The organism is Actinoplanes sp. NPDC024001 (genome assembly GCF_040638955.1).
GTDB lineage: Bacteria > Actinomycetota > Actinomycetes > Mycobacteriales > Micromonosporaceae > Actinoplanes.
The window spans coordinates 1-24,898 of record NZ_JBEZZB010000130.1 but is presented as its reverse complement, the minus strand read 5'-3'; the positions used below and the strand labels follow the sequence as shown (position 1 = coordinate 24,898).

The following is a 24,898-nucleotide window of genomic DNA, read 5'->3' as shown; positions in this document are numbered from 1 at the left end:
GATGATGCGGATGGCCTGACCGGGCGGCCGGATGCGCGTGTGCGAGGCGTGCTGGAGACCTGGCGATCCGGTCTGCTCGACCTCACCGGCACCAACCCCCTGATCGACGTGGATCCGGCCGGTCCGGGTGTGGTGCCGATCGTCAGCCCGTCTCCACGCAGTGTGGTGGAGGCGCTCCAGCAGGGCCGCGAGTGCGGTTTCCTCGGCATCGAGGAGCAGGCCGAGGGCCCACGGCCACGGGCGGCGCACGTCTTCCAGACCGAGATGGCCGACGCGGACATGGACGCGACGCTGCACGCGCTGCGCCGTACCGCCCGGCGCGACCAGCTGGAGCACGGCCTGGCAGCGCTCTATCTGGCGCTCGGCACGCTGCACTGGCGCGACGGCGAGCAGGAGTACGCGAGCCCGATCCTGCTGCTCCCGGTCGACCTGGTGCACCCGGACCCGCTGGACTACCCGCGGCTGCGGGCCCGCCCCGACGACCCGATCGTCAACCCGGCCCTCACCGTCCGGCTACGCCTCTACGGCGTCGAGCTGCCCGCCGTGGACAGCCTGGCCGCCCTGGACGTCACCGTCTTCTGGGCCCGCCTGGACGCCGCGATCAGCGAGCACCAGGAGTGGCGCACCGACGAGGCGATCATGCTCACCCGGCTCGCGGTGGACCGCGAGGTGATGTACTGCGACCTGGTCGACAACGAGCGGCAGATCCTCGCGCACCCGGTGGTCCGCGCCCTGGCCACCGACCCGGAGTCGCAGATCGAGGCGTTCCGGTTCGACCCGGTCGCGCCACGGCGCATCGACGAGGTGGCCGCCCCGGACGACGTACCCCTGGTCCTCGACGCGGACGCGGCGCAACGTGCCTGCGTGGCCGCCGCCGTGGCCGGCCGCAGTTTCGTGATGCGTGGCGCGCCCGGCACCGGCAAGACGCAGACCGTGGCCAACATGATCGCCTGCCTGCTCTACTCCGGTAAGCGGGTCCTGGTGGTCGCCGAGAAGGCCGCCGCCCTGGACACCGTCCGGGAGCGGCTGGCCCGGGCCGGGCTGGAGGACTACCTGCTCGAGCTGCACAGTGACCGGACCGGCCGCACGCAGGTGGCCGCCACCCTGGCCGCGGCGCTCGACTACATCCCGCTGCCGCCGCCGAGCCTGTCCACCGACGAGCGGGAGGAGCTGCGCGAGCACCGGCGGCGGCTGAACGCCTACTCGGAGGCGATGAACGAGGTCCGCGAACCGCTCGGGCACCGGCTGCACGACGTGCTCGGCATGTGCGCGCAGATGATCGACGTGCCGGCCGCGCCGGTGCCGCCCGCCCTGCCGATCCCGCTCACCACCCAGTCGCTGCAGCACGTCCGTGACGCCGCCGAGCGCCTCGGCCGGGCCTGGCGCCCCGCGGTGCAGGGCGACGACTTCCTGTGGCGGGAGGTGATCGACCGCAACCGCCTCGATGCCCGGCTGCACCAGGCGCAGACCGCCCTGGAGCACCTCACCGAGGCGGTCGCCAAGGACCCGCTGGCGGAGGCGTTCGGCGCGCACACGCTGACCGACGCGATCACCCTGACCACGCTGATCGGGCACGCCGCCCGGCGCCCGGCCGAGGCCGCCGACGAGTGGCTCACCCTGCCGAGCCTGGAGTCGGTGGCACACGCCGCCGAGGGGCTGCTGCGCCACCTCAAGTCCCTGCACCAGGCCGAGGACGCGGTCCGCGCCCGGGCCGGGGTGACCTGGTCGGCGCTGCCCAGCCCGGCCAAGCTGCCGATCGTGCCCAGCCTGGCCCACCTGAACCCGCCGCCGGTCGAGCTGCTGCCGCTGACCGCCGCGCAGTCGCGGGGCCTGGCCCGGCGCTTCGCCGACGAGGCCGACCGCCTGGAGCAGCACCAGCACAGCCTGGACCGGGTCACCGCCCGGCTCGGCCTGCCGAACGTGGTGGCGTTCTCCGACATCGGCCGGGTCGCCGCCATCGTGGACCTGCTGTCCCGGCCGCACAAGCCGGAGCCGGCCTGGTTCGACAAGCCCGGCATGATCGCCGCGCACGCCGCCGCGCGGATCCTGCGGCGTGCCGTGGACGTGGCGAAGGCCGCCGAGGCCCGCGCCCGCGAGCACTTCAACGACGCCGCCCTGCACGAGCCGGTCGACGAGCTGGCCGAGCGGTTCGCCACCGTGCACAAGGGTCTGCGCAAGCTGCGGGCGCCGTACCGGCGGGACAAGCGGGCCGCGGCGCAGATCGCCCGGCCGGACGTGAAGCGGTCCCAGGCGGTGGCGAACCTGAGCGCCGCGGCCGCCTGGAAGCAGTCCATCGAGGAGCTGGACGAGGCGGAACGCGAGCACGCCCGGATCCTCGGCCGGCACTGGAAGCGGCTGGACACCGACTTCGAGGCCATCCAGGAGGGCCTGCGCACCGCCGAGGAGGTGCTCGATGTGACGCCGCCGGAGGCGCTGCCCGCGGTCATCGAACGGGTCAGCGCGCCGACGCCGAACAGCGCGATCATCCGGATCGTCACCGAGGCCCGCAAGGAGTTCGACCGGTGGACCGCGGCCCTGCGCCCGCCACCCGAGCCGGCGCCGCGCCCGCAGCTGGCCGCCGGGCCGATCCACGACGCGGTCACCTGGCTGCGCTCGCACGTGGAGCCGCTCACCGCCGCGGCCGAGCTGGCGCAGGCGTACAGCGCCGCGGCCGGGCGCGACTTCACCCTGGCCGAGTCGGCCGCCGTCGGCATGCTGCGGGAGAGCGCGGCGGACGCGGCCGCGGCCCTGGCCGCCAACGCCGGCGAGTACGCCAAGGTGCTCGGCCCCGCCTACCGGGGCACTCAGACCGACGTGGAGGCGCTGGCCACCGCGATGGCCTGGACCTCCGAGGCGCGCCGGGTCCGCACCGGCGGCGACATCGCGTTCACCCCGGAGCAGGCCAAGGCGCTCGGCAAGGCCCGGCCGACCGACACGCTGCCGTCGCGGGTCGCCGAGTGGCAGGCCGCCCGGGACTGGATCCTGCGCGCCTTTGCCCCGCGCCGGCACCCGTCGCTGACCGCCGCGCTGGACGACTACGAGCACGCCGGCGAGCTGCTGCGGGCGCTGCTCGAGGACAGCCGCGGGCAGCAGGAGTGGTTCGAGTACCAGGCCGCCCGCACCGTGCTCTCCGAACACGGCCTGGACGCCGTGGTGGACTTCTGCGCCCGGGAGGACCTGCCCACCGAGCAGCTGCTGCCGGTGCTGGGCCGCGCGCTCTTCCAGTCCTGGGCGGACACGGTCATCCGCGAGGACGACCGGCTCCCACCGCTGGACGCCGACGGGCGCGACCGCCTGATCCAGGAGTTCCAGGTCTGGGACACCCGGCTGCAGCGCGCCGCCGCGGCGGAGGTGATGAACGCGGTCGACGCCATGCAGCCGTCCGGCGCCGCCGCCGGCGAGGCCGCCCTGCTGCGGGCCTCCGCCGCCCAGCAGGGCCGCCGGCTGCCGGTGCACGAGCTGATCGGGCAGACCCGGCACGCCACCCTCGCGGTCAAGCCGTGCTTCCTGACCGTTCCGGCCGAGGCCAGCCGGCTGCTGCCGAACGACCTGAGCTTCGACGTGGTGATCGTGGACGAGGCGTCCCGGATGCCGGTCGCCGACGCGATCACCTGCGCGTACCGGGCCGCCTCGATGGTCGTGGTGGGCGACGACCGGCAGATCACCGCGGCGAACCTGCCCGCCGGCGACGGCCGTTCGATCCTGGACCTGGCGATCACCTGCGGCGCGTTCCGGGTCATCGACCTGGGCACGCACTACCGCAGCCGGCACGAGTCGCTGATCGCCTTCGCCAACCACAGCTTCTACCAGGGTCGGCTGAACACCTTCCCGGCCGCCGGCCCGGCCGGCCCGGACGCCGGTGTGCAGCTGTTCCCGGCCACCGGCGAGACCGCCCTCGCCGACATGGTCGCCAGCCGGGTCGCGCACCACCTGGTCACCCGTCCCGACCTGTCCCTCGGTGTGGTGGCCTGCTCGCCCGAGCAGGCCCACGAGATCGAGGTCGCGGTGCACGACATGGTCGAGGCGCCGGACGACGACCGGCTGCGCGGCTTCTTCGTCAAGGACCTGGACACCGTGCAGGGCGACGAGCGCGACGTGGTCATCCTGGCGATCGGCGCGGACCTGGGCGGGCTGGCCGGCCCGGACGGCTGGCGCCGGCTCAACGTGGCGACCACCCGCGCCGCCCGGCGCCTGGAGGTGGTCTCCGCGGTCCGCGGCCGCGACCTGCCGGAGACCGAGGAGCTGCGGCACCTCGCCACCTACCTGGACTACGCGGTCCGGGGCGAGGCGGCGCTCGGCATCGAGGACACCCGGCCGGACCAGCAGACCCCGTTCGAGGACTCGGTCCGCGACGTGATCCGCGCCTGGGGCTACCGGGTGCAGACCCGGGTCGGCACCGGCAGCTTTCGGATCGATCTGGCCGTGCGGCGCAACGCCCGGCGCAACTCGCCCTACGCCCTCGGCATCGAGTGCGACGGCACCACGTACGATTCCGCGCCCGCCGCGCGGGACCGGGACCGGTTGCGCGAGCAGGAGCTGCAGCGTCTCGGCTGGCGGCTGCACCGGATCTGGGGCACCGCCTGGTATCTGGACCGGCAGCACGAGGAGGAGCGGCTGCGGGCCGCCATCGACGCGGCCTTCGCCGAGTTCCCCGAGGAGCAGGCGCCGGAGCTGACCGTCACGGTCACCGAGCCGGTGGTCGAGGAGCCGGCCGTCTACACCGAGCCGGAGGCGGCCTTCGCGGAGCCGGCCGTCTACACCGAGCCGGAGGCGGCCTTCGCGGAGCCGGCCGTCTACACCGAGCCGGAGTCGCCGGCTCCGCACGAGGAGCCGGCCGGCTTCGCCGAGCCGGAGACCACCTTCGAGGAGGAGCAACTCGCGCCGGTTGCCGAGAGCGCCGGGTTCGAGGACGTCGCGGTCGAGGACACCGACCTGTACGCGGGAGCCGAGCCGTACGACGTCGTGGCCGAACAGGCCGGCGCCTACCTGGCCGGAGTGGACGACGCGGAGCGCCACGCCGCCGACGTCGAGCCGCAGGTCAGCATGGTCGAGCCGGAGTTCAGCCCGGTCGAGCCGCAGGTCAGCGCGGTCGAGTCGGAGGGCGGCCCGGAGCTCGACGGCCAGCCCGACGTGGCGGCCGCGGTGGAGGACTACCAGAGCGTCCAGCCGGCAGCCTTCGAGCACGTCAGCCGCACCGACGTCGAGCTGGACGTGCACCCGCACCTGACGCTCGCCGAGGAGCCCGCCCCGGCCCGGCCGGCCCGCCGCCGTGCCCGGCCCCCGAGGACCACCCGGCAGCCGGTGGTCGCCGGTACGCCGGAGTGGGCTCACCCGTACCGAAAGGCCCAGCTCACGCCGCTGCCGCCCGGCGCCGGAATGACCGAGCCGGCCACCCATGACCGGCTGGTCGCCGCCGTCCGGGAGATCGCCCTGGTCGAGGGGCCGGTGCACATCGGCGTCGCCCTGCAGCGGATGCGCGAACAGTGGTCCCTGGTCCGGATCAGCAAGCAGGCCCGGGTCGCCGTCGAGAACGTCATCGCGGAGGCCGGCGTGGCCTGGGACGGCGCCTTCCTCAGCGACCCGGACGAGCAGGTCCCGCTGGTGCGCCACCGCACCGACGAGGTGTCCCGCAAGCCGGACCAGGTCGCCGACAGCGAGGTACGGGTGGCGCTGGAGCACCTGGTCCACGACGGCGGGGTGCTGACCGAGGAGGAGCTGCTCGCGGCCACCGCCAAGGTCTACGGCTGGGCCGCCCGCCGCCCCACCGAGCTGGACGCCCGGCTGACCGCCCTGGTGGCAGACCTGGTCACCGAGGGCCGGCTGATCCGGCAGGCGGACGGGCTGGCCATCGGCCACGGCCTGCCGGACGTGACCTCGCTGCCCCGGCACGACGCCGCACCGGCCCGCCGCGCCTCCCGGCCCCGCCGCACGGCCGCCGGCAGGTGACCTGACGGCCACCGTCGTGTCGGGCCCGGTTCATCCGCGATCCCTATCGTCCGGCCACATGGGAAAGATCATCAAGAGCCTCGCCGGGGCGGGCGCCGTCGCGCTCACCCTGGCGCTGGCCGGCAACGCCTCGTACGCCGGCGGCCACGGCCGGGTCACCACGCCGACCCTGACCGGTTTCGCCTCGCTGCCGGCCACCACCTTCGTGCCCGGCAGCGAGCCGTCCGGCAGCCTGGTCACGGGCAACACCAACGGCATCCCGGTGCCCTTCGCCGACCAGCCGATCCAGGGCTTCTCCGGGATCGCCGACAACGGTGACGGCACGTTCGACGTGCTCTCCGACAACGGCTACGGCAACCAGGCCAACTCGGCCGACTTCCTGCTGCGCGTCCAGCGGCTTGCTCCGGTCTTCGCCACCGGCGCCGTGGACGTGGTCGGCGGCCTGAACCTGACCGACCCGAACGGCCTCGTCCCGTGGAAGCTGACCCGCTCCGACCGGGTGCTCACCGGCGCCGACTTCGACGTGGAGTCGATCGTCAAGGCCGCGGACGGCTCGTACTGGATCGGTGACGAGTTCGGCCCGTACCTGCTGCACTTCGACCGTGCCGGGCGCCTGCTCGCGGCGCCCACGCCGCTGGACGGCGTGATCGCGCCGGAGACCGCGGCGCGCACCGGCGTGACCGCCACGCTCGGCGGCAGCAAGGGCTTCGAGGGCCTGGCCGCCTCGCCGGACGGTCGCTACCTGTTCCCGCTGCTGGAGGGCACGGTCACCGGTGACCCGGCGGGCCGCCTGCGGTTCAACGAGTTCGACACCCGGGCCGGGAAGTACACCGGCAAGCGTCACGCCTACCAGCTGGAGAGCCCGGCCAACGCGATCGGGGACGCCATCGCCCTGGACCGGGACCGGTTCCTGATCATCGAGCGGGACAACGGGCAGGGCGCGACCGCCGTCTTCAAGAAGATCTACGTGGCCGACAAGCGCGACCGCAACCGGGACGGCCTGATGGACAAGACCCTGCTGGTCGACCTGATGAACATCGCCAACCCGCGCAAGGTCGGCGGTTTCGGCACGCCGTTCACCTTCCCGTTCCAGACCATCGAGGACGTGGTCGTGCTCGACGAGAAGACGATCGCCGTGCTCAACGACAACAATTTCCCGTTCTCCAACGGCCGCACCCCCGGGGTGGCCGACAACAATGAGTGGATCACCATCGCCCTGCCCGAGTCGCTGCGGCCGGACAAGCGCATCCTGCGGTGATGACCTGGGGTTTCACTCGCCCCGGCGGGTGGAACCCCAATTCCGGGAAAACAATTGGTGAACAGTTTCCCGCGCTGATTCCCGCTTGCCGGAACGGTTTACCTTGTGGGCATGCCGGCGGTCATGGAAGCGACCCGGAACACCTTTGACGATATTGTCCGGCCACAGACGCCGGCCCGCCTGCGACTGTGGACCGGACTGGTGATCGGCGCGGCCGGCACCCTGCTGCTCAGTCTCGCCCTGGTGATGTCCCAGGTGCAGGAGCAGGTCCGGATCATCGGCACCGAGGCGACCCCGCGGGCGGTCGCCGCCGCCGACCTCTACTTCGCGCTCAGCGACCTCGACGCTCAGGTCACCCGGATGCTGCTGGCCGGCGACGCGGACGAGACGGCGAGCAGCCGGATCGACGCCCTCGCCCGGTACAAGGAGCGGGGCCGCCAGGCCGACGCCGATCTGCGCGCCCTGACCTCGCCGGACGCCGCGGTGGCCGGCATCTACGTGGTCGACCTGACCGACGGGCTGGCCGTCTACCGCCAGCGGGTCGGCCAGGCGATGACCGCCCAGGAGCTGGCGGGCGGGGAGCAGCCGGCCGGGCGGCCGGCGGCGGGCGCGCTCGGCCACTACACCCAGGCCACCAACCTGCTGCACCAGCGGCTGCTGCCGGACGCGCAGAAACTCCTCGACGAGAGCCGGCGGGAGCTCGACGAGGCGTACGCGGACAAGCGCTCCACCGAGAGCGCCGCGACCGCCGTGGCCGTCCTGCTCGGCGGCACGCTGCTGGCCCTGCTGGTGTTCCTGCAGGTGTGGCTGGCCCGCCGGTTCCGCCGGCTGCTCAACCCGGCGCTGCTCACCGCGACCGGGCTCAGCCTGCTGCTCCTGGTCACGTCGGCGCTGGTCCTCGGCGCCCAGGAGCGGCGGCTCGCCGAGGCGCGCGACGCCGGCCTCACGCCCTACCTGGAACTCGCCCGGCTGCGGGCGGTCGGCTACGACGCCTCCGCGGACACCAGCCGCTATCTGGTCAGCGCCAACCTGGACCGCTACCGCAAGGACTTCGACGCGAAGGCGGCCACCCTGGCCGGCGGGGTCGGGCGGGTCGCCGGGCCGGAGGCGGAGCGGCGCTGGCAGGCGTACCAGAAGGTGCACGAACGCATCACCGGCCTGGCCGACCGGGGGCGCACGGCCGAGGCGGTCGGCGCGCTCACCGGCATCCGGCGCGGTGACGCGGCCTTCGACTTCGCCTACTACGACGCGGCCGTCGCGGCGGCCGGCGAGGACCGGCGGGCCGGGTTCGACCGGGCGCTGCGGACCGCGGAACTGACCCTCACCGGCTGGGTGACCCTGCCGGTGGTGACCTTCGTCCTGGTCGCCCTGCTGGTGCTGGCCGGGGTACGGAAACGACTGGCGGAGTACCGATGAGGCGCGCGTTCCCCGCGATGGTGGCCGTGCTGGCGCTGGTGGCCGGCTGCGACGGTGCGAGACCTCCGGAGCCGCCGGCGATCGCGTGCGCGGCCGGCTCGGTCTCCGGGCAGGGCTCGTCCGCGCAGACCGGCGCGGTCAACGCCTGGATCCAGAACTACCAGATCGCCTGCGCGCAGGCCGCGATCGAGTACGCGAGCACCGGCAGCGGCGCCGGGGTGCGCGCCTTCCTCGCCGGCACCGGGGACTTCGCCGGCACGGACACCCCGCTCAGTGCGGCCGAGCAGAAGCGGGCCGAGGCCCGGTGCGGCGGGACGGCCGTGCACCTGCCGCTGGTGACCGGGCCGATCGCGTTCGTCTACAACGTGGCCGGCGTCGACGCGCTGCACCTGACCCCGGCCACGCTGGCGGGGATCTTCTCGGGGAAGGTGACGGTCTGGAACGACCCGGTGATCGCGGCCGACAACCCGTACGCGTCGTTGCCGGCCACCCGGATCCAGCCGGTGCACCGCTCGGACAGTTCCGGCACCACCGACACCTTCACCCGCTACCTCACCGCGCAGGCCGGGAAGGCGTGGGCCCACGGCAGCGGCGGGACCTGGCGGGCACCCGGCGGCATCGGGCAGCGCGGCAGTCACCGGGCCGCTGCGGCGGTGGCGCGCACCGAGGGGGCGATCGGGTATGTGGAGGCGTCGTACGCCCGGGTCAACGACCTGCCGGTGGCCTGGCTGGGTGACCAGCAGCGGGGTTTCGCCGCGCCCAGCGACTACGCGACCGGGCGGGCGATCGAGTCCGCCCGGATCACCGACGACCTGCGGCTGGAGCTGGACCCCGGGAACGGCGCCTACCCGCTGGTGACCGTGACCTATCAGGTCGTCTGTCAGGCGGGGGCCGGGGAGGCCACCCGGGGTTTCCTGGCCTATGCCGCCTCCGCTGCCGGTCAGAGCGCCGCGGCCTACGCCGGATCCGTACCGTTGCCGGAATCTCTGCGTGCCCGGGTGGCCGACGCCGTCGCTGGTCTACGCTGAGCAAACGGCTATGGTTAGCGTTAACAATCCCCGGGCGAGGAGAAGGCGAAGTGACATACGGTTCCAAGGCCCTGCGCCAGGCCGTCCTGCGGGCCAACCAGGTGATTCCGGAGGCCGGGCTGGCCCAGCTGACCTGGGGCAACGTCAGCGGCGTGGACCGGGAGGGCGGCTTCTTCCTGATCAAGCCGTCCGGGGTGAAATACGGTGAGCTGACCGAGGACCACCTGGTCCCGGTCGACCTGGAGACCGGCAAGGTCCTCGGCGGTGACCTGCGCCCGTCCGTCGACGCCGAGTCGCACCGCGCCTTCTACCTGGCGTGGCCGTCGATCGGCGGCGTCACCCACACCCACTCCACGAACGCGGTCGCGTTCGCCCAGGCCAACCGCGACATCCCGCTGCTCGGCACCACGCACGCCGACACCTTCAACGGCCCGGTGCCGGTGACCCGCGGCCTGACCGCCGAGGAGTGCGCCACCGACTACGAGCTGAACACCGGCCGCGTGATCGTCGAACTGATCGGCGACGACGAGTCCGCCGCCGCCATGCCGGCCGCGCTGGTCGCCAACCACGGCCCGTTCACCTGGGGCGCGACCCCCGGCAAGTCGGTCGAGCACGCGATCATCTGCGAGGCGGTGGCCGAGATGGCCCTCAAGACCCTCGCCCTGAACCCGGCCGCGAGCATCCCCGACCACCTCGCCGAGCGTCACTTCAAGCGCAAGCACGGCCCCGGCGCCTATTACGGCAACCCTGCCAAGTCCTGACCGCCGTTGCGCACGTCCATGAGGTGGTGCTCCACCTCATGGACGGTGTGCCGGCCCAGCCAGAGCATCGTGCGCACCTCCACAGCCGGCCAGTTGTAGACACCGGTCCGCGCCCACCCCGCCGCGTCCAGCCGGTCGAGCACCCCCGCCATCTCCTCCGCTGAAGCCGCCAGCTCGGCCAGCACCGCCCGGGGTTCCTGCTCGTTGTAGCGCTCGCTCACCGCCAGCTCCGCACGCCCCATCGGCGCGAACTCCGGCTCGTCCTCCCGCAGCGCCAGCGCCACCCGTCCGGCCTGCACCCGCAGCACGTCACGCACGTGACACACATACTCCAACGGCGACCACACCCCCACCGCCGGCCGCCGCCGCGGCTCCGGCACGGCGGCCATCGCCGCCGCAAACCGCGGCCCGGCCTCCCGCAACCGCCCGGCGATCGCCTGCGCCGCGACCTCGGCATAGACGAACCCGCACTCCTCGCACCCATCCACGGGGGCACGGTAGGCAGCCTTTCCGGTACGGGCCACACCTTTCCCAAACGCAGCTACACCTGCTCGTGGCCACCACGCGAGGCCGCAGCCCCTCCCGCCCCCCAGCGCGCCCGCCGGGCGCAAGCACCCCCTCACCCCGCAGACCACCATGCCGCCCCAGCCCCCTGCGTCCCCGTCATCCCGCGTGCCCGGCCGTAGCTGATACTGGTTATGGAGCCGGAGAAGCCGCAATGGGCTACGGCCGAGCCCGCCCCGAGCCCGCCCGGCCGTAGCCCATGCCGGTTGTGGAGCCGAATAGCCGCAATGGACGACGGCTGGAGTGTCCGCTCGTGATCGCATGCCGATGCACGCCGATCTCGGTCAGCCGGCTCTCAGCGCTGTTCCGAGCGCGTACATACAGCCCTGGCCGTCAGCCGCTTCCTCCGGCTGCGCCTGAGAGCTGCCTCGGCCGGCCCGAGTTGACGCTGGCCGTCGGCCGGTTCGCTTGGCTGCGTCTGGGGGTTGTCTCGGCCGGCCCGAGTTGACGTTGGCCGTCGGCCGGTTCGCCTGGCTGCGCCTGAGAGCTGCCTCGGCTGGCCTGAGACGACGCTGACGGTCAGCCGAGCGGATTCCATGGTGACCGGACTGTCCTGGCGGACGGCTGGGCCTGCCGGGCCGTAGCTGGTGCCGAATCCAGAGGTCAGCGGCGGCGAGAGATGGCCGGTCCGTCGCGGGAAGAAGGCTGCATCAGTGGCGGGAGGATGGCTGCGTCAGTGGCGGGCTGACTGGGTGACGACGCGGACCACGTTCTGCAGGCGCTGGCGCAGACCGGCTCCGGTCGTCGCAGGCTCTTCGCGCGAGTTCCCACGCCTGGCCGGTGGCACCCGCAGATTACGCGGTGGGCCGGCCGGCCGGGGCTGCGGGACAGTCGCCGGCTGGACCTGCCGCCAGGTGAACCGCACGCCACCCAGCTCGACCGTCTCGCCCGCCGCGCAGAGCCCCGACTCGCGGCCGTCCGCCGAACGGTCCGGTCCGTAAATGATCATCAGACCGGTTTCGGTCGAGGTCGGCGTGGTGTGTACCGCCCAGACTTCGCCGTATCCGGTGAGGCCGGTCCCGCCCGCGGTGAGCACCGAGGCCCGGCCGCGCAGCGGCACGGTGAGCTGGTGCCCATTGGCGTCCTGAATGTGCAGCGTGCCGGAGAGCCGCGGATTCCCGCGCCGGCGATGCCGGCCGCCGGACCCGGCTCCCACGGTCATCGCCCGCTCGCCAGTCGCGATGACCCGGCGAACCCGACCGGCGACCGTCGATTGCGGCGTGCCGGCGACCACCGATCGCAACGGGCCGACCTTCGAGCGAGGCTGTCCGGCGACCACCGATCGCAACTGGCCAGCGACGGTCGATCGCGGCGGGCCGGCGACCATCGATTGCAGCCGGCCGGCCGCGAAGCTTGAGCAGCCCACGACGGCGCGGCTGGGCGACCGCGACCCGCTGACCCGGTGGGCCTCACCGGGGATGCCGCGAGTCGCGTGTCGTCGTTGAACACCTTTCGGACTGTAACGGCTCGAAGGCGCCGTTAACCGATTTGTCACCGGGGAGTGTTGTCGGATCCCGGACCGATCCGGCCCAGAAACCCCCGCACCACCTCCCACAAGATCGCCGACTCCTCGCTGAACGGGAGGTGCCCGGCCTCGGCGATCTCGCGCAGCTCCGCCTGGGGAATCCCGGCCGCGATGATCGGGAACGCGGCCGGCGGGCACACCAGGCAGTAGCGGCTGACCACCACGAGCGTCGGCGCGCAGATCCGGGGGAGTCGCGGGCGTAGGTCGTACCCCGGGGCGGGCTTGCCGAAGCAGTGCCGCGCGACGGCCGCGGCGAACCGGCTCAGCGGGAAGAGCCGGCCGGGCGCGTCGGCTGATCCTGCTCGAGTGCGGCTCCTGAACCCGCCGTGGGATCCGGCCCGCTGCCCGCCCGGCGTGCTCCGGCTGACCCATGTCGGCGGAGCCGGGATGGACCGCGTCAACCTCTGCCGCCCGGTCGCTGACAGTGATCAGTGACGGGGATACGGCGCCGCCGCGCTCACTCGCGGTACCAGCAGGGGAGCGACCACCACGTCCTCCGGCGGGGCGTCGCCCGGTGGCCGGCCGAGGTGGCGCAGCAGCAGCGCCAGCGCGCGGCGGCCCAGTTCGGCGAAGTCCTGGTGCACGGTGGTGAGCGGCGGCAGGAAGTATCCCGAGTCGGGCATGTCGTCGAAGCCGACGATGCTCACGTCCTGCGGCACCCGGCGGCCGGCCTCGTGCATGGCGCGCAGCACGCCGAGCGCGATCCGGTCGTTGGCGCAGAACACCGCGGTGACCTTCGGGTCGGCGGCCAGGCGCAGGCCCTGCTCGTATCCGGCGGCGGCGTCCCACCAGCCGGCGGTCACCGGCGGGACCACGGCGCCGGCCGCGTAGAGGGTTTCCCGCCAGCCTTCGACGCGGGCCTGCGACTCCGGCCAGTCCGGTGGCCCGGCGACATGGTGGACGGTGGCGTGTCCCAGGTCGAGCAGGTGACGGGTGGCGAGCCGGGCGCCGGCGGAGTTGTCCACCCGTACGGTCGGGAAGGGGCCACCGTGACCGGCGCCGCCCACCGCGACGCAGGCCAGGCCGGCCGGTGCATGGGTGAGCGCCATGATCACCGATGGTTTCGGGGCGATCGCGATGATGCCGTCGACGTCGTGCTGGGCCAGCCGGTCGACCGCCTCCAGCACCGGGCGGTGCGCGAGGTCGCGGACCGTGGCGACGCTGACCAGGTATCCGGCGGCGCGGGCGGCGCTCTCGATGCCGTAGAGCATCGACTCGGGCCCGAACAGGGTGGTCTCGAAGCCGATGATGCCGAGCGTGTGCGACTCGCGGGTGGCGAGCGTGCGCGCGGCCAGGTTGCGGCGGTAGTTGAGGGACCTCATCGCCGCCAGTACACGTTCCCGGGTCTCGGCGCGCACGTTGGGATGGTCATTTATCACGCGGGAGACGGTCTGGTGGGACACCCCGGCCAGTTTCGCCACGTCGCGCATGACTGTCCCGCGTTCCTTGCCCGATCGGGGGGTCCGCCGGGAGCGTGGCTCCGGGCGAACGGCGTCCGGTAGCTGCGCGGGCCGGGTCGCGGACGCGGGCAGAAGGCCGGCCGGTCCGGGTTCCGGCATCGGGGCAGGTGTCGACATTGAACCGTTTTCACCGTGGTCAGGGCCGTGTGGCTTCGATGCTTCCGGCCGGTTGCCAGGTTGAAAAAGGTTCACCGGAGGACTTGTAGCAGGTGACGGTTCGATGACCATGAGCGATGACGCCGTTCTTGCAACCAGTCGGAAACGTTGATCCAGATCTCTTGACGTGATCGATGAGAACGGTAACACTCACGAAACGCAAGCTGTGACCGCGGTCGCAGCGCGGTGCAGAACTTTGCGGTCATGGCTGGTCAGCCAACCGCTGCAAATTTTGTGAACGGTAACAGTTTCGGGAGGTTATGGTGCGCAGGAACATCTCCGCGGCCGTGCTGAGCGGTGTCCTTGCTGTCTCGGTGCTCGCCGGGTGCGGTGGTGGCGGCGACGATGCGGGCTCCGGTACCGGCAGTGGCAGCGGCGACGACAAGATCACCCTCGGGTTCTCGCAGGTCGGTGCCGAGAGCGGCTGGCGTACGGCGAACACCAAGTCGATCCAGGAGTCGGCCGCGGCCGCGGGTATCGACCTGAAGTTCTCCGACGCGCAGGGCAAGCAGGAGAACCAGATCGCGGCGATCCGCAACTTCATCACGCAGAAGGTGGACGTCATCGCCTTCTCGCCGGTGGTCACCTCCGGTTGGGACGCCGTGCTGAAGGAGGCCAAGGACGCCGACATCCCGGTGATCCTGACCGACCGCGCGGTGGACTCGCAGGACAAGTCGCTCTACGAGTCCTTCATCGGCTCGGACTTCGTCGAGGAGGGCAAGAAGGCCGGCGACTGGCTGGTCAAGGAGTACGAGGGCAAGACCGACAAGGTCAACGTCGTGGAGCTGCAGGGCACCACGGGCTCGGCTCCGGCGATCGACCGGAAGACGGGCTTCGCCGAGGCGATCAAGGCCAACCCGAACATCCAGATCGTGAAGTCGCAGACCGGTGACTTCAAGCGGGCCGACGGCAAGACGGTCATGGAGACCTTCCTGCAGTCCACGCCGGACATCGACGTGCTCTACGCGCACAACGACGACATGGGCCTGGGTGCCATCGAGGCGATCGAGGCGGCCGGCAAGAAGCCCGGCACCGACATCAAGATCATCACGGTGGACGCGGTCAAGGACGGCATGACCGCCCTGGCCGCTGGCAAGATCAACTTCATCGTCGAGTGCAGCCCGCTCCTCGGCCCGCAGCTGATGGACCTGGCCAAGAAGGCCGCCGCCGGCGAGACGCTGGAGAAGCGGGTCCTCACCGAGGAGACCACCTTCACCCAGGAGCAGGCGAAGGCCGAGCTCCCGAACCGTAAGTACTGATTGAACCTTCTTCAACGTGGCCAGGGCGGCAGTGCCGGCACTGGCGGACGGCCGCAAGTATCAGCCTGATGCCAGGTTGAAAAAGGTTCACTGCCTGCCCCGCGGGTTGCTCCGGCCGTCACGGCCGGGGCAACCCGCGGCAGCGCGAAACGGAGCACGAATGAGCGCGCAGTCCCCGGTCCTCGAGATGACCGGGATCAGAAAAGTCTTCCCCGGCGTCGTCGCCCTCGACGGCGTCGATTTCCGCCTGTTCCCCGGCGAGATCCACGCCCTGATGGGGGAGAACGGTGCCGGCAAGTCCACCTTGATCAAGGTGCTGACCGGCGTTTACGAGATCGACGGCGGTGAGATCAAGCTCGGCGGCGCGCCGGTGCGGATCTCGGGCCCGCTCCAGGCCCAGCAGGCCGGGGTCAGCACGGTCTACCAAGAGGTCAACCTCTGCACCAACCTGTCGGTGGCGGAGAACATCTTCATCGGCCGCGAGCCGCGCCGCTTCGGCCGGATCCAGTGGGGCGTGATGCGACGGCGCGCCGCTGAGCTGCTCTCCCGGCTCGACCTCGACCTCGACGTGTCGGCGCCGCTGAACACGTACTCGCTGGCCATTCAGCAGATGGTCGCGATCGCGCGCGCGGTCGACATCTCGGCGCGCGTGCTGATCCTCGACGAGCCGACCTCCAGCCTGGACTCCTCCGAGGTCGAGCAGCTGTTCGCGGTCATGCGCCGGCTCAAGGCCGACGGGGTGGCGATCCTGTTCGTCTCGCACTTCCTCGACCAGGTCTACGAGGTCTCCGACCGGCTGACGGTGCTGCGCAACGGCCAGCTGATCGGGGAGTACCGCACCGAGGACCTGCCGCAGGTCCAGCTCGTCGAGAAGATGATCGGCAAGGAGCTGGCCGCGCTGGAGGACCTGGAGGACAAGGCCCAGCGGACCCGGGTGCAGGCCGCCGAGGCCCGGCCGGTCATCGAGGCGCGCGGGCTGGGGCGGGCCGGGGCGATCGCTCCGTACAACCTGACCATTCACGCCGGTGAGGTGGTCGGTCTGGCCGGGCTGCTCGGCTCCGGCCGTACCGAACTGGCCCGGCTGCTCTTCGGCGCGGACAAGGCCGACGAGGGTGAACTGAGTGTCGACGGCCGGCCGGTGAACCTGCGCAGCCCGCAGGTGGCGATGAAGCGGGGGATCGCCTTCTCGTCGGAGAACCGGCGCACCGAGGGCATCATCGGTGACCTCAGCGTGCGGGAGAACATCATCCTGGCGCTGCAGGCCTCGCGCGGCTGGACCCGTCCGATCCCGCGCAAGCGGCAGGACGAGATCGTCGACAAGTACATCAAGGCGCTCCAGATCCGGCCCGCCGACCCGGAGCGCCCGGTCCGCAACCTCAGCGGTGGCAACCAGCAGAAGGTGCTGCTCGCGCGCTGGCTGATCACCGAGCCGAAGCTGCTCATCATCGACGAGCCCACCCGCGGTATCGACGTGGGCGCCAAGGCGGAGATCCAGAAGCTGGTCGCCGAGCTGTCCGACGGCGGGATGGCGGTGCTGTTCGTCAGCGCCGAGCTCGAAGAGGTCCTCCGGCTCAGCCACAAGATCGAGGTGCTGCGGGACCGGCGGCTGGTCGAGGAGCTGGAGAACACCGCCGACGTCGACGCGGACCGCATCATGCAGACCATCGCCAGCGGAGCAACCACATGACCTCCATCCTGAAGAACCGGCTGTTCTGGCCCTCCGCCATCCTGGTGGCGCTGCTGGTCGTCAACGTGTTCACGTCCAACCAGTTCATCACCGTGCAGGACGGCCACCTGTTCGGCACGCTGATCGACATCCTGCGCGGCAGCGCGCCGCTGCTGCTGGTCGCCCTCGGCATGACCCTGGTCATCGCCACCGGCGGCATCGACCTGTCGGTCGGCTCGGTGATGGCGATCTCCGGCGCCGTCGCCTGTCTGCTGATCAGCGACCTGGGCAACCAGAACAGTGTCGGATCGGTGCTGCTCATCATCGGCGTCGCGATCCTGGCGTCGCTGGCGCTGGGCCTGTGGAACGGCATGCTGGTCGCGGTGATCGGCATCCAGCCGATCATCGCCACGCTGATCCTCATGGTGGCCGGCCGCGGTGTGGCCCAGCTGATCACCGACGGTCAGATCATCAACGTGCAGTCCGGCCCGTACGCGACGATCGCCACGGGCTTCTTCCTCGCGCTGCCGGTGGCGTTCCTGATCGCCACCGCGGCGGTCGTGCTGATCACCCTGCTGACCCGGCGTACCGCGCTGGGCCTGCTGCTGGAGTCGGTCGGTGGTAGCCCGACCGCCAGCCGGCTGGCCGGGATCGGGGCGCGGCGGATCACGATCATGGTCTACGTGGTCTGCGGCGGCTTCGCCGGCCTGGCCGGCCTGATCTACAGCGCCAACATCAAGAGCGCGGACAGCATCTCGGCCGGCAACCTGATCGAGCTCGACGCCATCCTGGCCGTGGTGATCGGCGGCACCGCCCTGATCGGCGGCCGGTTCTCCATCGCCGGCACGGTCATCGGCGCGCTGCTGATCCAGACGCTGACCGTCACGGTCGTCGCCGTCGGTGTGCCCTCCAAGGCCACGCTGCTGTTCAAGGCCGTCGTGGTGGTCGCGCTCTGCCTGTCCCAGTCCCCGATCTTCCGGGAGAAGGTGTTCGGGCGGCTCAAGCCGCGTCCGGCCGTCCGAGCGGAGGTGCCCGCATGACGACTATCGACGTGACTCCGGAGGCCGGCAAGAAGCCCGAGTCGCCGACCAACCCACGCCGGCGGGTCTACCGGCCGAACACCAAGTACATCCCGATCCTCGTCACGCTCGGCCTGCTGGTCCTCATGTACGGCGGCGGCGTGGCCAACTACGAGAACTTCAGCGACCCGAGCGTCGTGGTCAACCTGTTCCGCGACAACGCCGTGCTGATGGTGGTCGCGGTCGGCATGACGTTCGTGATCCTGACCGGCGGCATCGACCTGTCGGTCGGCGCGGTCATCTCGCTCACCACCACGCTGACCGCCACCCTGCTGCAGGGCGGCTGGCCGCCCATGGTCGTGCTGGTCCTGGTGCTGCTCCTCGGTTCGCTGATCGGCGCCGGGCAGGGCGCGGTGATCCACTACTTCAAGGTGGAGCCGTTCATCGCCACCCTGGCCGGTCTCTTCCTGGCCCGGGGTCTGGCCCTGTTCATCAACCAGAGCTCGATCCCGATCCGCGACGAGACGTGGAAGGCGATCTCGGAGTACCGGATCCCGCTCGCCGACGGCGTGGTCACCAAGCCGATCGCCATCGTGGCGGTGGCCGTGGTGCTGATCGCCGCGGCGGTGCTGGCCTGGACCCGGTTCGGCCGCAACGTCTACGCGATCGGCGGCAACGCCGACTCGGCGCTGCTGATGGGTCTGCCGGTGGGCCGCACCCGGATCGGCGTCTACACCATCAGCGGTTTCTGCGCGGCGCTCGGCGGCGTCCTGTTCAGCATCAACTCCACCTCCGGCTGGGCCCTGCAGGGCAACGGCCTGGAGCTCGACGCGATCGCCGCCTGCGTCATCGGCGGTGTGCTGCTCACCGGCGGTTCCGGTTATGTGCTCGGCACGCTGCTCGGCGTGCTGGTCACCGGCCTGATCCAGACGATCATCATCTTCCAGGGTGATCTGAACGCGGCGTGGACGCGGATCATCGTCGGCGTCCTGCTCTTCGCCTTCATCGTCATGCAACGGCTCGTCACAAGAAAGGTGAAGTAGCAGGATGAGCAACGCGGAAGTCTGGTTCCTTACCGGCAGCCAGGGACTCTACGGCCCGGAGACCCTGGATCAGGTCGCCTCGCAGTCCCAGGAGATCGCCCGGACCCTGGACGGTCAGCTGGACGCCGACGTGATCTGGAAGCCGGTGCTCACCAGCCCGGAGCAGATCCTCGACGTGTGCCGACAGGCCTCGTCGACGCCCGGGGTCCTCGGTGTGATCGCCTGGATGCACACGTTCTCCCCGGCCAAGATGTGGATCGCCGGGCTGGACGCGCTGCGTGCCCCGCTGCTGCACCTGCACACCCAGCACAACGTGGCGCTGCCCTGGTCCGAGATCGACATGGACTTCATGAACCTCAACCAGGCCGCCCACGGCGACCGGGAGTTCGGGTTCATCGAGAGCCGGCTCGGGGTGCCGCGCAAGACCGTGGCCGGCCACGTCACCAACCCGGCGGTGGTCGCGCGGATCAGCACGTGGGTGAAGGCGGCCCGCGGCTACGCCGCGATGCGCAGCCTCAAGCTGGCCCGGTTCGGCGACAACATGCGCGACGTCGCGGTCACCGAGGGTGACAAGGTCGAAGCGCAGTTGCGCTTCGGGGTCTCGGTCAACACGTACGGGGTGAACGACCTCGTCGCGGTCGTCGACCAGGTGCTCGACACGGAGATCGACAAGCTCGTGGGGGAGTATCTCGACATCTTCGAGAGCGCCCCGGAGCTGCGGGTCGGCGGGGAGCGGCACGACTCGCTGCGCTACGCGGCCCGGATCGAGCTGGGCCTGCGGCAGTTCCTCACCGAGGGCGGGTTCGGGGCGTTCACCTCGAACTTCGAGGACCTGGGCGGGCTGCGCCAGCTGCCCGGCCTGGCGGTCCAGCGGCTGATGGCCGACGGGTACGGGTTCGGCGGCGAGGGCGACTGGAAGACGTCGGTCCTGGTGCACACGCTCAAGGCGATGGCTCCGGGTGGCGCGACCTCGTTCATGGAGGACTACACCTACGACCTGACCCCGGGCAACGAGGTGATCCTCGGCGCGCACATGCTCGAGGTGTGCCCGACGATCGCCGCCGGCACCCCGCGGCTGGAGATCCACCCGCTCGGCATCGGTGGCCGCGAGGACCCGGTCCGGCTGGTCTTCGACGCCGCGCCCGGCCCCGCCGTGGTACTCGGCCTGGCCGACCTGGGGGAGCGGTTCCGTCTGGTGGCCAACGAGATCGAGGTGGTGCCGCCGACCGAGCCGCTGCCGAAGCTGCCGGTCGCGCGGGCGGTGTGGAAGCCCGCGCCGTCGCTCTCCACCTCGGCCGAGTGCTGGCTCACCGCCGGCGGCCCGCATCACACCGTGCTCTCCTCCTCGGTGGGCACCGAAGAGCTGGCCGACCTGGCCGAGATGGCCGGCACCGAGCTGCTGGTGATCGACGAGACCACCACGACCCGCTCGTTCGCCAAAGAGGTCCGCTGGAACCAGGCCTACCACCGCCTGGCCCGCGGCTTCGGCCGCTGAAACCCACGGTGTGCACTTGCGGCGCGCTCCGCGCCGCAAGTGCACACCGTCGTGGTCCCGCCCGATTGCGGGTGAACTTCGGGCGCGGCCCGCGCCCGAAGCTCACCCGGTGGATCAGGCGGGAGCGGGGGCCGGGTCGGGGGCGGTGGCCGGGGGCTTGCGCTCCAGGGCGGCGCCCTCCACGTCCAGTTCCGGGAGCCAGCGCAGCCAGGCCGGCAGCCACCAGGCGGAGCGGCCCAGCAGTGCCAGCGCCGCCGGGACGGCGATCATCCGTACGATGAAGGCGTCGAAGGCGATGCCCACGGCGAGCGCGAAAGCGATCGGCTTGATCGTGTCGTTGCCTTCGGGCACGAAGGCGGCGAAGACCGCGAACATGATGGTCGCCGCCGCGATGACCACCGGCGCCGCCTGACGGAAACCGGTCACGATCGCCTCGCGCGGCGCCATCCCGTGGGCGTGCGCCTCGTGCATCCGGGAGACCAGGAAGACCTGGTAGTCCATGGCGAGGCCGAACAGGATGCCGACGATGATGATCGGCGCGAGGCTGAGGATCGGCCCGGTCGACCCGGCGTTGACCGCGCCGGCGGCCCAGCCCCACTGGAAGACCGCGACGGTCGCGCCGAAGGCCGCGCCGATGGTGAGCAGGAAGCCGAGCACGCCGACGACCGGCACGAGCAGCGAGCGGAACACCAGCACGAGCAGCACGAACGCCAGGCCGACGACGAGCGCCAGGTAGACCGGGAGCGCGTCGTTGAGCTTCTGCGAGACGTCGATGCTGACCGCGGTGTTGCCGGTGACGTAGACCTCGGCGCCGGACCGGTCGGCGACCGTGTCGCGGATGCTGTGCACCAGGTCGACGGTCTTCTGGTCCTCGGGACCCGACGCCGGGATGATCGTGATGAGCGCGGCGGACTGGTCCTGGCTGGGCCGGGCGGGCGTCACGAGGGCGACGTCCGGCAGGGTCGAGACCTGCTTCTGCACGTCACCGGCGTAGGCGACGGCGTTCGGCCCGTCCACCAGGATCAGCAGCGGGCTGCTCACCCCGGGACCGAACCGGCTGTCGATGATCTCCTGCGCGTAGTACTGGGTGGTGCCCTCGGCCGGGCGCTGGTTCAGCGTGGTCTTCATCGAGAAGAACGGGATGGCGATGACGGCCAGGGCGGCCACCGCCAGCACCAGGCTGAGCAGCCGCTGGCGTACGACGAAATTGGCCCAGCCCTGGATGAAGCCGCGACCGGCCGGCGTCTCGTCGTCGCCGGTCGCCGGCGCCGCGTCGCGCAGTTTGCGCGGCAGCGCCTTGAGCCCGATGAAACCGAGGATCGCCGGCACCAGGGTGATCGCGACGAGCACCGCGATGACGATGGTGGCCGCCGCGGCGATGCCCATCTCGCTGAGGAACGGGATGCCGACGACGGACAGGCCGGCGAGCGCGATCACCACGGTGAGGCCGGCGGTGACGACGGCCGCGCCGGCGGTGCCGACGGCCATCGCGGCGGCCGCCTCGACGGGCAGGCCGCGGCGCAGTTCGTGCCGGTGCCGGGTGACGATGAACAGCGCGTAGTCGATGCCGACGGCGAGGCCGAGCATCACGGCCAGGATCGGGGTGGTCGACTGCAGGTCGACGAAACCGGTGAGGGTGACGATGCCGGCCGCGCCGATGCCCACGCCGACGATCGCGGTGAGCAGGTTCATGCCGGCGGCGACCAGCGAACCGTACGTGAGCGCCAGCACGATGAGCGCGACCACCACACCGAGGATCTCCGACGCGCCGCCGATGTCGGCGGGGTTGCTGAGCGCCTCACCCCGCGCCTCGACGGTGAGCAGTGCCGCCCGCGGCGTGTCGAGCGCGCTGATCAGCGCGGCCCGCTGGTCGTCGGTGACCTCGGACGGCTGGACCCCGTAGGTGACCGTGCTGTACGCCGCGACCTGGTCGCGGGAGACGGTCGGCGCGGCCGCGTCGAGCGGGTTGCTCGCCGACACCACGCCCGGCAGCTTGCCGAGGGCGGCGACCGTCTGGGTGATCGTGGCCGCGTTCTTCGGGTCGGTGATCTTCTCGCCGTCCTGCGCCTCGAACACCACCTGCACGGTCGCGCCCGCCGAGGCCGCGCCGAACTTCTCGGTCATCAGGTCGAGCGCGGTGGTCGACTCCTGGCCGGGAATGCTGAAGGTGTTGGCCGTCGTGCCGGAGAGGGTGGCCGCGCCGATGCCCACGGCGATCAGGGCGGCGAGCCACGCGATCGTGACGGCGACCCGGTGCCGGACGGACGCCAGCCCGAGGCGATGCAACAACGTTGCCATGTGGGGGTTCCTTTTGGTTGGTGTGGTCCGAAGCTCAGTGCCCGAGCGCGGCGTAGCCGACCTCGACGAGGGTGGTCATCGCGTCGGGGGTCAGGTGGTCGCGGAGGGCGACGCTGGCGACCGCCAGCGCGCCGAGGGCCCCGGTGACCCGCAGGGCGCGGGTCTGGTCGCAGAGGAACTCGTCGCCGAAGGCGGCCGCGACGGCCTCCCCGACGGCCTGCAGTGCCGTGCCCATCTCGCTCTCCGGCTCGCTGAGCAGGGAGGAGAGCAGCAGCGCGACGACGCCGGGCTGGGCCAGCGCGAGCTGCGCCACGGCGGTGATGACGGCGCGGTCACGCTCGGCGCCGGTCGGCAGGTCCGCCACCCCGGACGCGGTGTCGCGGATCTGGCCGACGCAGCGCGCGATGACCGCCTCCTGCAGCGCTTCCTTCGTGGGGAAGCGGTGCAGCAGCCCGGTCTTCGAGTAACCCACCGTGTCGGCGATGCGCTGCACCGACGTCTCCTTGAAACCGTGCCGGGCGAAGAGGTGCGCGGCGGCGTCGAGGATCTCGTCGTCGATCTGCTGCTTGGTCGGGCGCGGCATAGGACCACCGTAGACCGTAATGGACCAACCTGGTCCGTGAGGGACCGTGGTGGTCCCCACATCTTCAGGAAGAGTGCCCCGTCAGAAAAGGGGTAAACCCGGCGAGGTACGGGTCCGGGCCGTCCACCGCCGCCCCGAAGACGAGTGGCTCGTCCTCGCACTCGACCAGGTAGGCGGGCAGCCACAGCGGCCGGACCTCGACCTGGTCCGCCGTGACCGGCACGGCGGGCCCGGTGAACTCGGCGACGTCGGGACGGCTCAGCAGCCCCTCGACGGCGGAGCCGGGCAGGGCCCCGGCGCCGGGCACCGGCTCGAACCGGGTGCCGTCGGGCTGGGTCAGCTCGGGGACGGTCAGCCAGGTGAAGCGGTTCGCGCCGGCGTACGGCACCGGCGCCCCGGTGAATCCGTCGAACCGCAGCACCAGCCGGCGCCCCCGGGCGAGCTGGTAGCGCCGACCGTCGGCGATCGACTGCCGGCCCAGATCGGTGAGCGCCAGCGTGTCGCCGTCGCGGCGCAGGTGCCCGATGCCGGCCAGGAACCGCTCGGCCCGGGACACCAGGGACGGCTCCACCCCGAGGAACTCGGCGAGGCCGGCGGTGTCCACCAGGCCGGCCTCGGCGATGGCACGGCACAGGTAGCGGTCGAGGACGTCGTAGGGCTGGCTCTCGCGTACCGTCGCGGTGACCTCGGCGGCCCACATCGGCAGCAGCAGCGGGATGATCTTTTTCGGCCGGACACCCGGCAGGGCGTTGACCCGCCGGGCCACCTCGCGCAGCGGCAGCGTCATGACAGGCGGGCCACGTTGGCGGCGGGCGCCCGGGCCGCGAGCAGGTCGAGGATGCTGCCGCTGGGCGTGGCGGGCCGGCGGCCGGCCTCCCCGGCCAGCACCGCGCGGCGGGCCCGGACCAGCGGCACCAGCGCGGCCGGCACCGTGATCCGGCCCGCGTCCTCGATCACGACCAGGTCGAAGGTGAGGTCACCGTGCTCCGGGCGACCGGCGCCGAGGCAGGTCGCAGCCACCACGTCCGCATAGCGCAGCAGTTCGGGATGCAACTGCCGGCTGGGCCGGGCGGCTCGCTGCCGCCACTCGCGGATCAGCGCGGCCCGGCGGCGCAGCACCGGTTCCAGCTCGGCGCAGCGCTCGGCGAAATCGGTCAGGCCGCCGGGATCGGCGGCCCACTCCGGCACTCGGGTCACCTCGGCGAGCAGGCGGGCGAGCTGGTGCGCGGACCGCTCGGCGGACTCGCACGCCCGGTGCGCGGCCAGGTCCGCGAACGCCGCCCGGTCGGACGCGGCCCGGACCGTGGGGTCCTGCTCGACCTCCCGGTCCAGGTGGGTCTCGCGGTCCGCGTACTCCTGGCGGGCCCGGTTGAGCGCGGTCCGCGCGGCCGCCGCGGCCGGGACCGCCTGCGCGAGCCGGC

At 71.9% G+C, this 24,898-nt stretch carries 18 protein-coding genes; 10 read left to right on the top strand and 8 right to left on the bottom strand.

The annotated features are described in order from the left end of the window. Nucleotides 1-39: 39 nt before the first annotated feature. The 5 genes from AB0F81_RS36985 to araD all read left to right on the top strand — a co-directional run bounded on the left by AB0F81_RS36985 (nucleotide 40) and on the right by araD (nucleotide 10,409). Complete coding sequence (locus tag AB0F81_RS36985) at nucleotides 40-5,946, top strand: DUF4011 domain-containing protein (RefSeq protein ID WP_360205196.1); 5,907 nt, start codon at nucleotides 40-42, stop codon at nucleotides 5,944-5,946. A gap of 58 nt (nucleotides 5,947-6,004) precedes the next feature. After that, nucleotides 6,005-7,204: an esterase-like activity of phytase family protein gene (locus tag AB0F81_RS36980; protein WP_360205193.1), complete on the top strand. Its 1,200-nt coding sequence runs from the start codon at nucleotides 6,005-6,007 to the stop codon at nucleotides 7,202-7,204. Nucleotides 7,205-7,315: 111 nt separating this feature from the next. Beyond that, the gene (locus AB0F81_RS36975) at nucleotides 7,316-8,620 is read left to right on the top strand and encodes a hypothetical protein (protein ID WP_360205190.1); all 1,305 of its coding nucleotides are present in this window, start codon (nucleotides 7,316-7,318) and stop codon (nucleotides 8,618-8,620) included. Beyond that, complete coding sequence (gene pstS, locus AB0F81_RS36970) at nucleotides 8,617-9,648, top strand: phosphate ABC transporter substrate-binding protein PstS (RefSeq protein WP_360205187.1); 1,032 nt, start codon at nucleotides 8,617-8,619, stop codon at nucleotides 9,646-9,648. Before AB0F81_RS36975 ends, pstS begins: the two co-directional genes overlap by 4 nt. Nucleotides 9,649-9,698: 50 nt before the next feature. Next, a complete protein-coding gene (gene araD, locus AB0F81_RS36965) occupies nucleotides 9,699-10,409 on the top strand; it encodes an L-ribulose-5-phosphate 4-epimerase AraD (protein ID WP_360205184.1) in 711 nt (236 codons plus the stop codon). Here araD and AB0F81_RS36960 read toward each other — a convergent pair. The 4 genes from AB0F81_RS36960 to AB0F81_RS36945 all read right to left on the bottom strand — a co-directional run bounded on the left by AB0F81_RS36960 (nucleotide 10,385) and on the right by AB0F81_RS36945 (nucleotide 13,928). Beyond that, nucleotides 10,385-10,897 (bottom strand): DinB family protein, encoded by a 513-nt coding sequence (locus tag AB0F81_RS36960; protein WP_360205181.1) that lies wholly within the window; start codon nucleotides 10,895-10,897, stop codon nucleotides 10,385-10,387. The two genes, araD and AB0F81_RS36960, sit on opposite strands and share 25 nt — an antisense overlap. A gap of 749 nt (nucleotides 10,898-11,646) precedes the next feature. Next, nucleotides 11,647-12,135 (bottom strand): hypothetical protein, encoded by a 489-nt coding sequence (locus AB0F81_RS36955; protein WP_360205179.1) that lies wholly within the window; start codon nucleotides 12,133-12,135, stop codon nucleotides 11,647-11,649. A 329-nt stretch (nucleotides 12,136-12,464) separates the two neighbouring features. Next, entirely contained in the window at nucleotides 12,465-12,899 is a 435-nt protein-coding gene (locus AB0F81_RS36950) for a hypothetical protein (RefSeq protein WP_360205176.1), read from the bottom strand. A 27-nt stretch (nucleotides 12,900-12,926) separates the two neighbouring features. After that, nucleotides 12,927-13,928 (bottom strand): LacI family DNA-binding transcriptional regulator, encoded by a 1,002-nt coding sequence (locus AB0F81_RS36945; protein ID WP_360205173.1) that lies wholly within the window; start codon nucleotides 13,926-13,928, stop codon nucleotides 12,927-12,929. Between the two features lie 446 nt (nucleotides 13,929-14,374). Here AB0F81_RS36945 and AB0F81_RS36940 point away from each other — a divergent pair, with 446 nt between their 5' ends. The 5 genes from AB0F81_RS36940 (at nucleotide 14,375) to araA (ending at nucleotide 20,596) form a co-directional block, all read left to right on the top strand. After that, on the top strand, nucleotides 14,375-15,373 hold the full coding sequence (locus tag AB0F81_RS36940; protein WP_360205171.1) for an ABC transporter substrate-binding protein: 999 nt from the start codon (nucleotides 14,375-14,377) through the stop codon (nucleotides 15,371-15,373). Between the two features lie 160 nt (nucleotides 15,374-15,533). Further along, nucleotides 15,534-17,060 carry a sugar ABC transporter ATP-binding protein gene (locus AB0F81_RS36935; RefSeq protein WP_360205168.1) on the top strand — a complete coding sequence of 509 codons (1,527 nt, stop codon included), beginning with the start codon at nucleotides 15,534-15,536 and terminating at the stop codon, nucleotides 17,058-17,060. Continuing rightward, nucleotides 17,057-18,079 (top strand): ABC transporter permease, encoded by a 1,023-nt coding sequence (locus AB0F81_RS36930; RefSeq protein ID WP_360205166.1) that lies wholly within the window; start codon nucleotides 17,057-17,059, stop codon nucleotides 18,077-18,079. Before AB0F81_RS36935 ends, AB0F81_RS36930 begins: the two co-directional genes overlap by 4 nt. Next, a complete protein-coding gene (gene yjfF / locus AB0F81_RS36925) occupies nucleotides 18,076-19,101 on the top strand; it encodes a galactofuranose ABC transporter, permease protein YjfF (protein ID WP_360205163.1) in 1,026 nt (341 codons plus the stop codon). Before AB0F81_RS36930 ends, yjfF begins: the two co-directional genes overlap by 4 nt. Before the next feature lie 4 nt (nucleotides 19,102-19,105). Continuing rightward, nucleotides 19,106-20,596: an L-arabinose isomerase gene (gene araA, locus AB0F81_RS36920; protein WP_360205161.1), complete on the top strand. Its 1,491-nt coding sequence runs from the start codon at nucleotides 19,106-19,108 to the stop codon at nucleotides 20,594-20,596. Between the two features lie 114 nt (nucleotides 20,597-20,710). Here the strand turns inward: araA and AB0F81_RS36915 are convergent, their stop codons facing one another. The 4 genes from AB0F81_RS36915 to AB0F81_RS36900 all read right to left on the bottom strand — a co-directional run. Then, nucleotides 20,711-22,894: an MMPL family transporter gene (locus AB0F81_RS36915; RefSeq protein WP_360205158.1), complete on the bottom strand. Its 2,184-nt coding sequence runs from the start codon at nucleotides 22,892-22,894 to the stop codon at nucleotides 20,711-20,713. 34 nt (nucleotides 22,895-22,928) lie between these two features. After that, the gene (locus AB0F81_RS36910; protein WP_360205156.1) at nucleotides 22,929-23,477 is read right to left on the bottom strand and encodes a helix-turn-helix domain-containing protein; all 549 of its coding nucleotides are present in this window, start codon (nucleotides 23,475-23,477) and stop codon (nucleotides 22,929-22,931) included. Between the two features lie 64 nt (nucleotides 23,478-23,541). After that, nucleotides 23,542-24,264, bottom strand: coding sequence for a hypothetical protein (locus tag AB0F81_RS36905; RefSeq protein WP_360205153.1), 723 nt, complete (start codon nucleotides 24,262-24,264; stop codon nucleotides 23,542-23,544). Further along, on the bottom strand, nucleotides 24,261-24,898 hold a 638-nt coding region (locus tag AB0F81_RS36900; RefSeq protein WP_360205151.1), incomplete at its 5' end, for an AAA domain-containing protein. The genes AB0F81_RS36905 and AB0F81_RS36900, both read right to left, overlap by 4 nt.

Coding starts and splice junctions, on each gene's coding strand:
- AB0F81_RS36980 (WP_360205193.1), top strand. CDS start 6,005: ATGGGAAAGATCATCAAGAGCCTCGCCGGGGCGGGCGCCGTCGCGCTC.
- AB0F81_RS36975 (WP_360205190.1), top strand. CDS start 7,316: ATGCCGGCGGTCATGGAAGCGACCCGGAACACCTTTGACGATATTGTC.
- pstS (WP_360205187.1), top strand. CDS start 8,617: ATGAGGCGCGCGTTCCCCGCGATGGTGGCCGTGCTGGCGCTGGTGGCC.
- AB0F81_RS36955 (WP_360205179.1), bottom strand. CDS start 12,135: ATGACCGTGGGAGCCGGGTCCGGCGGCCGGCATCGCCGGCGCGGGAAT.
- AB0F81_RS36945 (WP_360205173.1), bottom strand. CDS start 13,928: ATGCGCGACGTGGCGAAACTGGCCGGGGTGTCCCACCAGACCGTCTCC.
- AB0F81_RS36940 (WP_360205171.1), top strand. CDS start 14,375: ATGGTGCGCAGGAACATCTCCGCGGCCGTGCTGAGCGGTGTCCTTGCT.
- AB0F81_RS36935 (WP_360205168.1), top strand. CDS start 15,534: ATGAGCGCGCAGTCCCCGGTCCTCGAGATGACCGGGATCAGAAAAGTC.
- AB0F81_RS36930 (WP_360205166.1), top strand. CDS start 17,057: ATGACCTCCATCCTGAAGAACCGGCTGTTCTGGCCCTCCGCCATCCTG.
- yjfF (WP_360205163.1), top strand. CDS start 18,076: ATGACGACTATCGACGTGACTCCGGAGGCCGGCAAGAAGCCCGAGTCG.
- araA (WP_360205161.1), top strand. CDS start 19,106: ATGAGCAACGCGGAAGTCTGGTTCCTTACCGGCAGCCAGGGACTCTAC.
- AB0F81_RS36915 (WP_360205158.1), bottom strand. CDS start 22,894: ATGGCAACGTTGTTGCATCGCCTCGGGCTGGCGTCCGTCCGGCACCGG.
- AB0F81_RS36910 (WP_360205156.1), bottom strand. CDS start 23,477: ATGCCGCGCCCGACCAAGCAGCAGATCGACGACGAGATCCTCGACGCC.
- AB0F81_RS36905 (WP_360205153.1), bottom strand. CDS start 24,264: ATGACGCTGCCGCTGCGCGAGGTGGCCCGGCGGGTCAACGCCCTGCCG.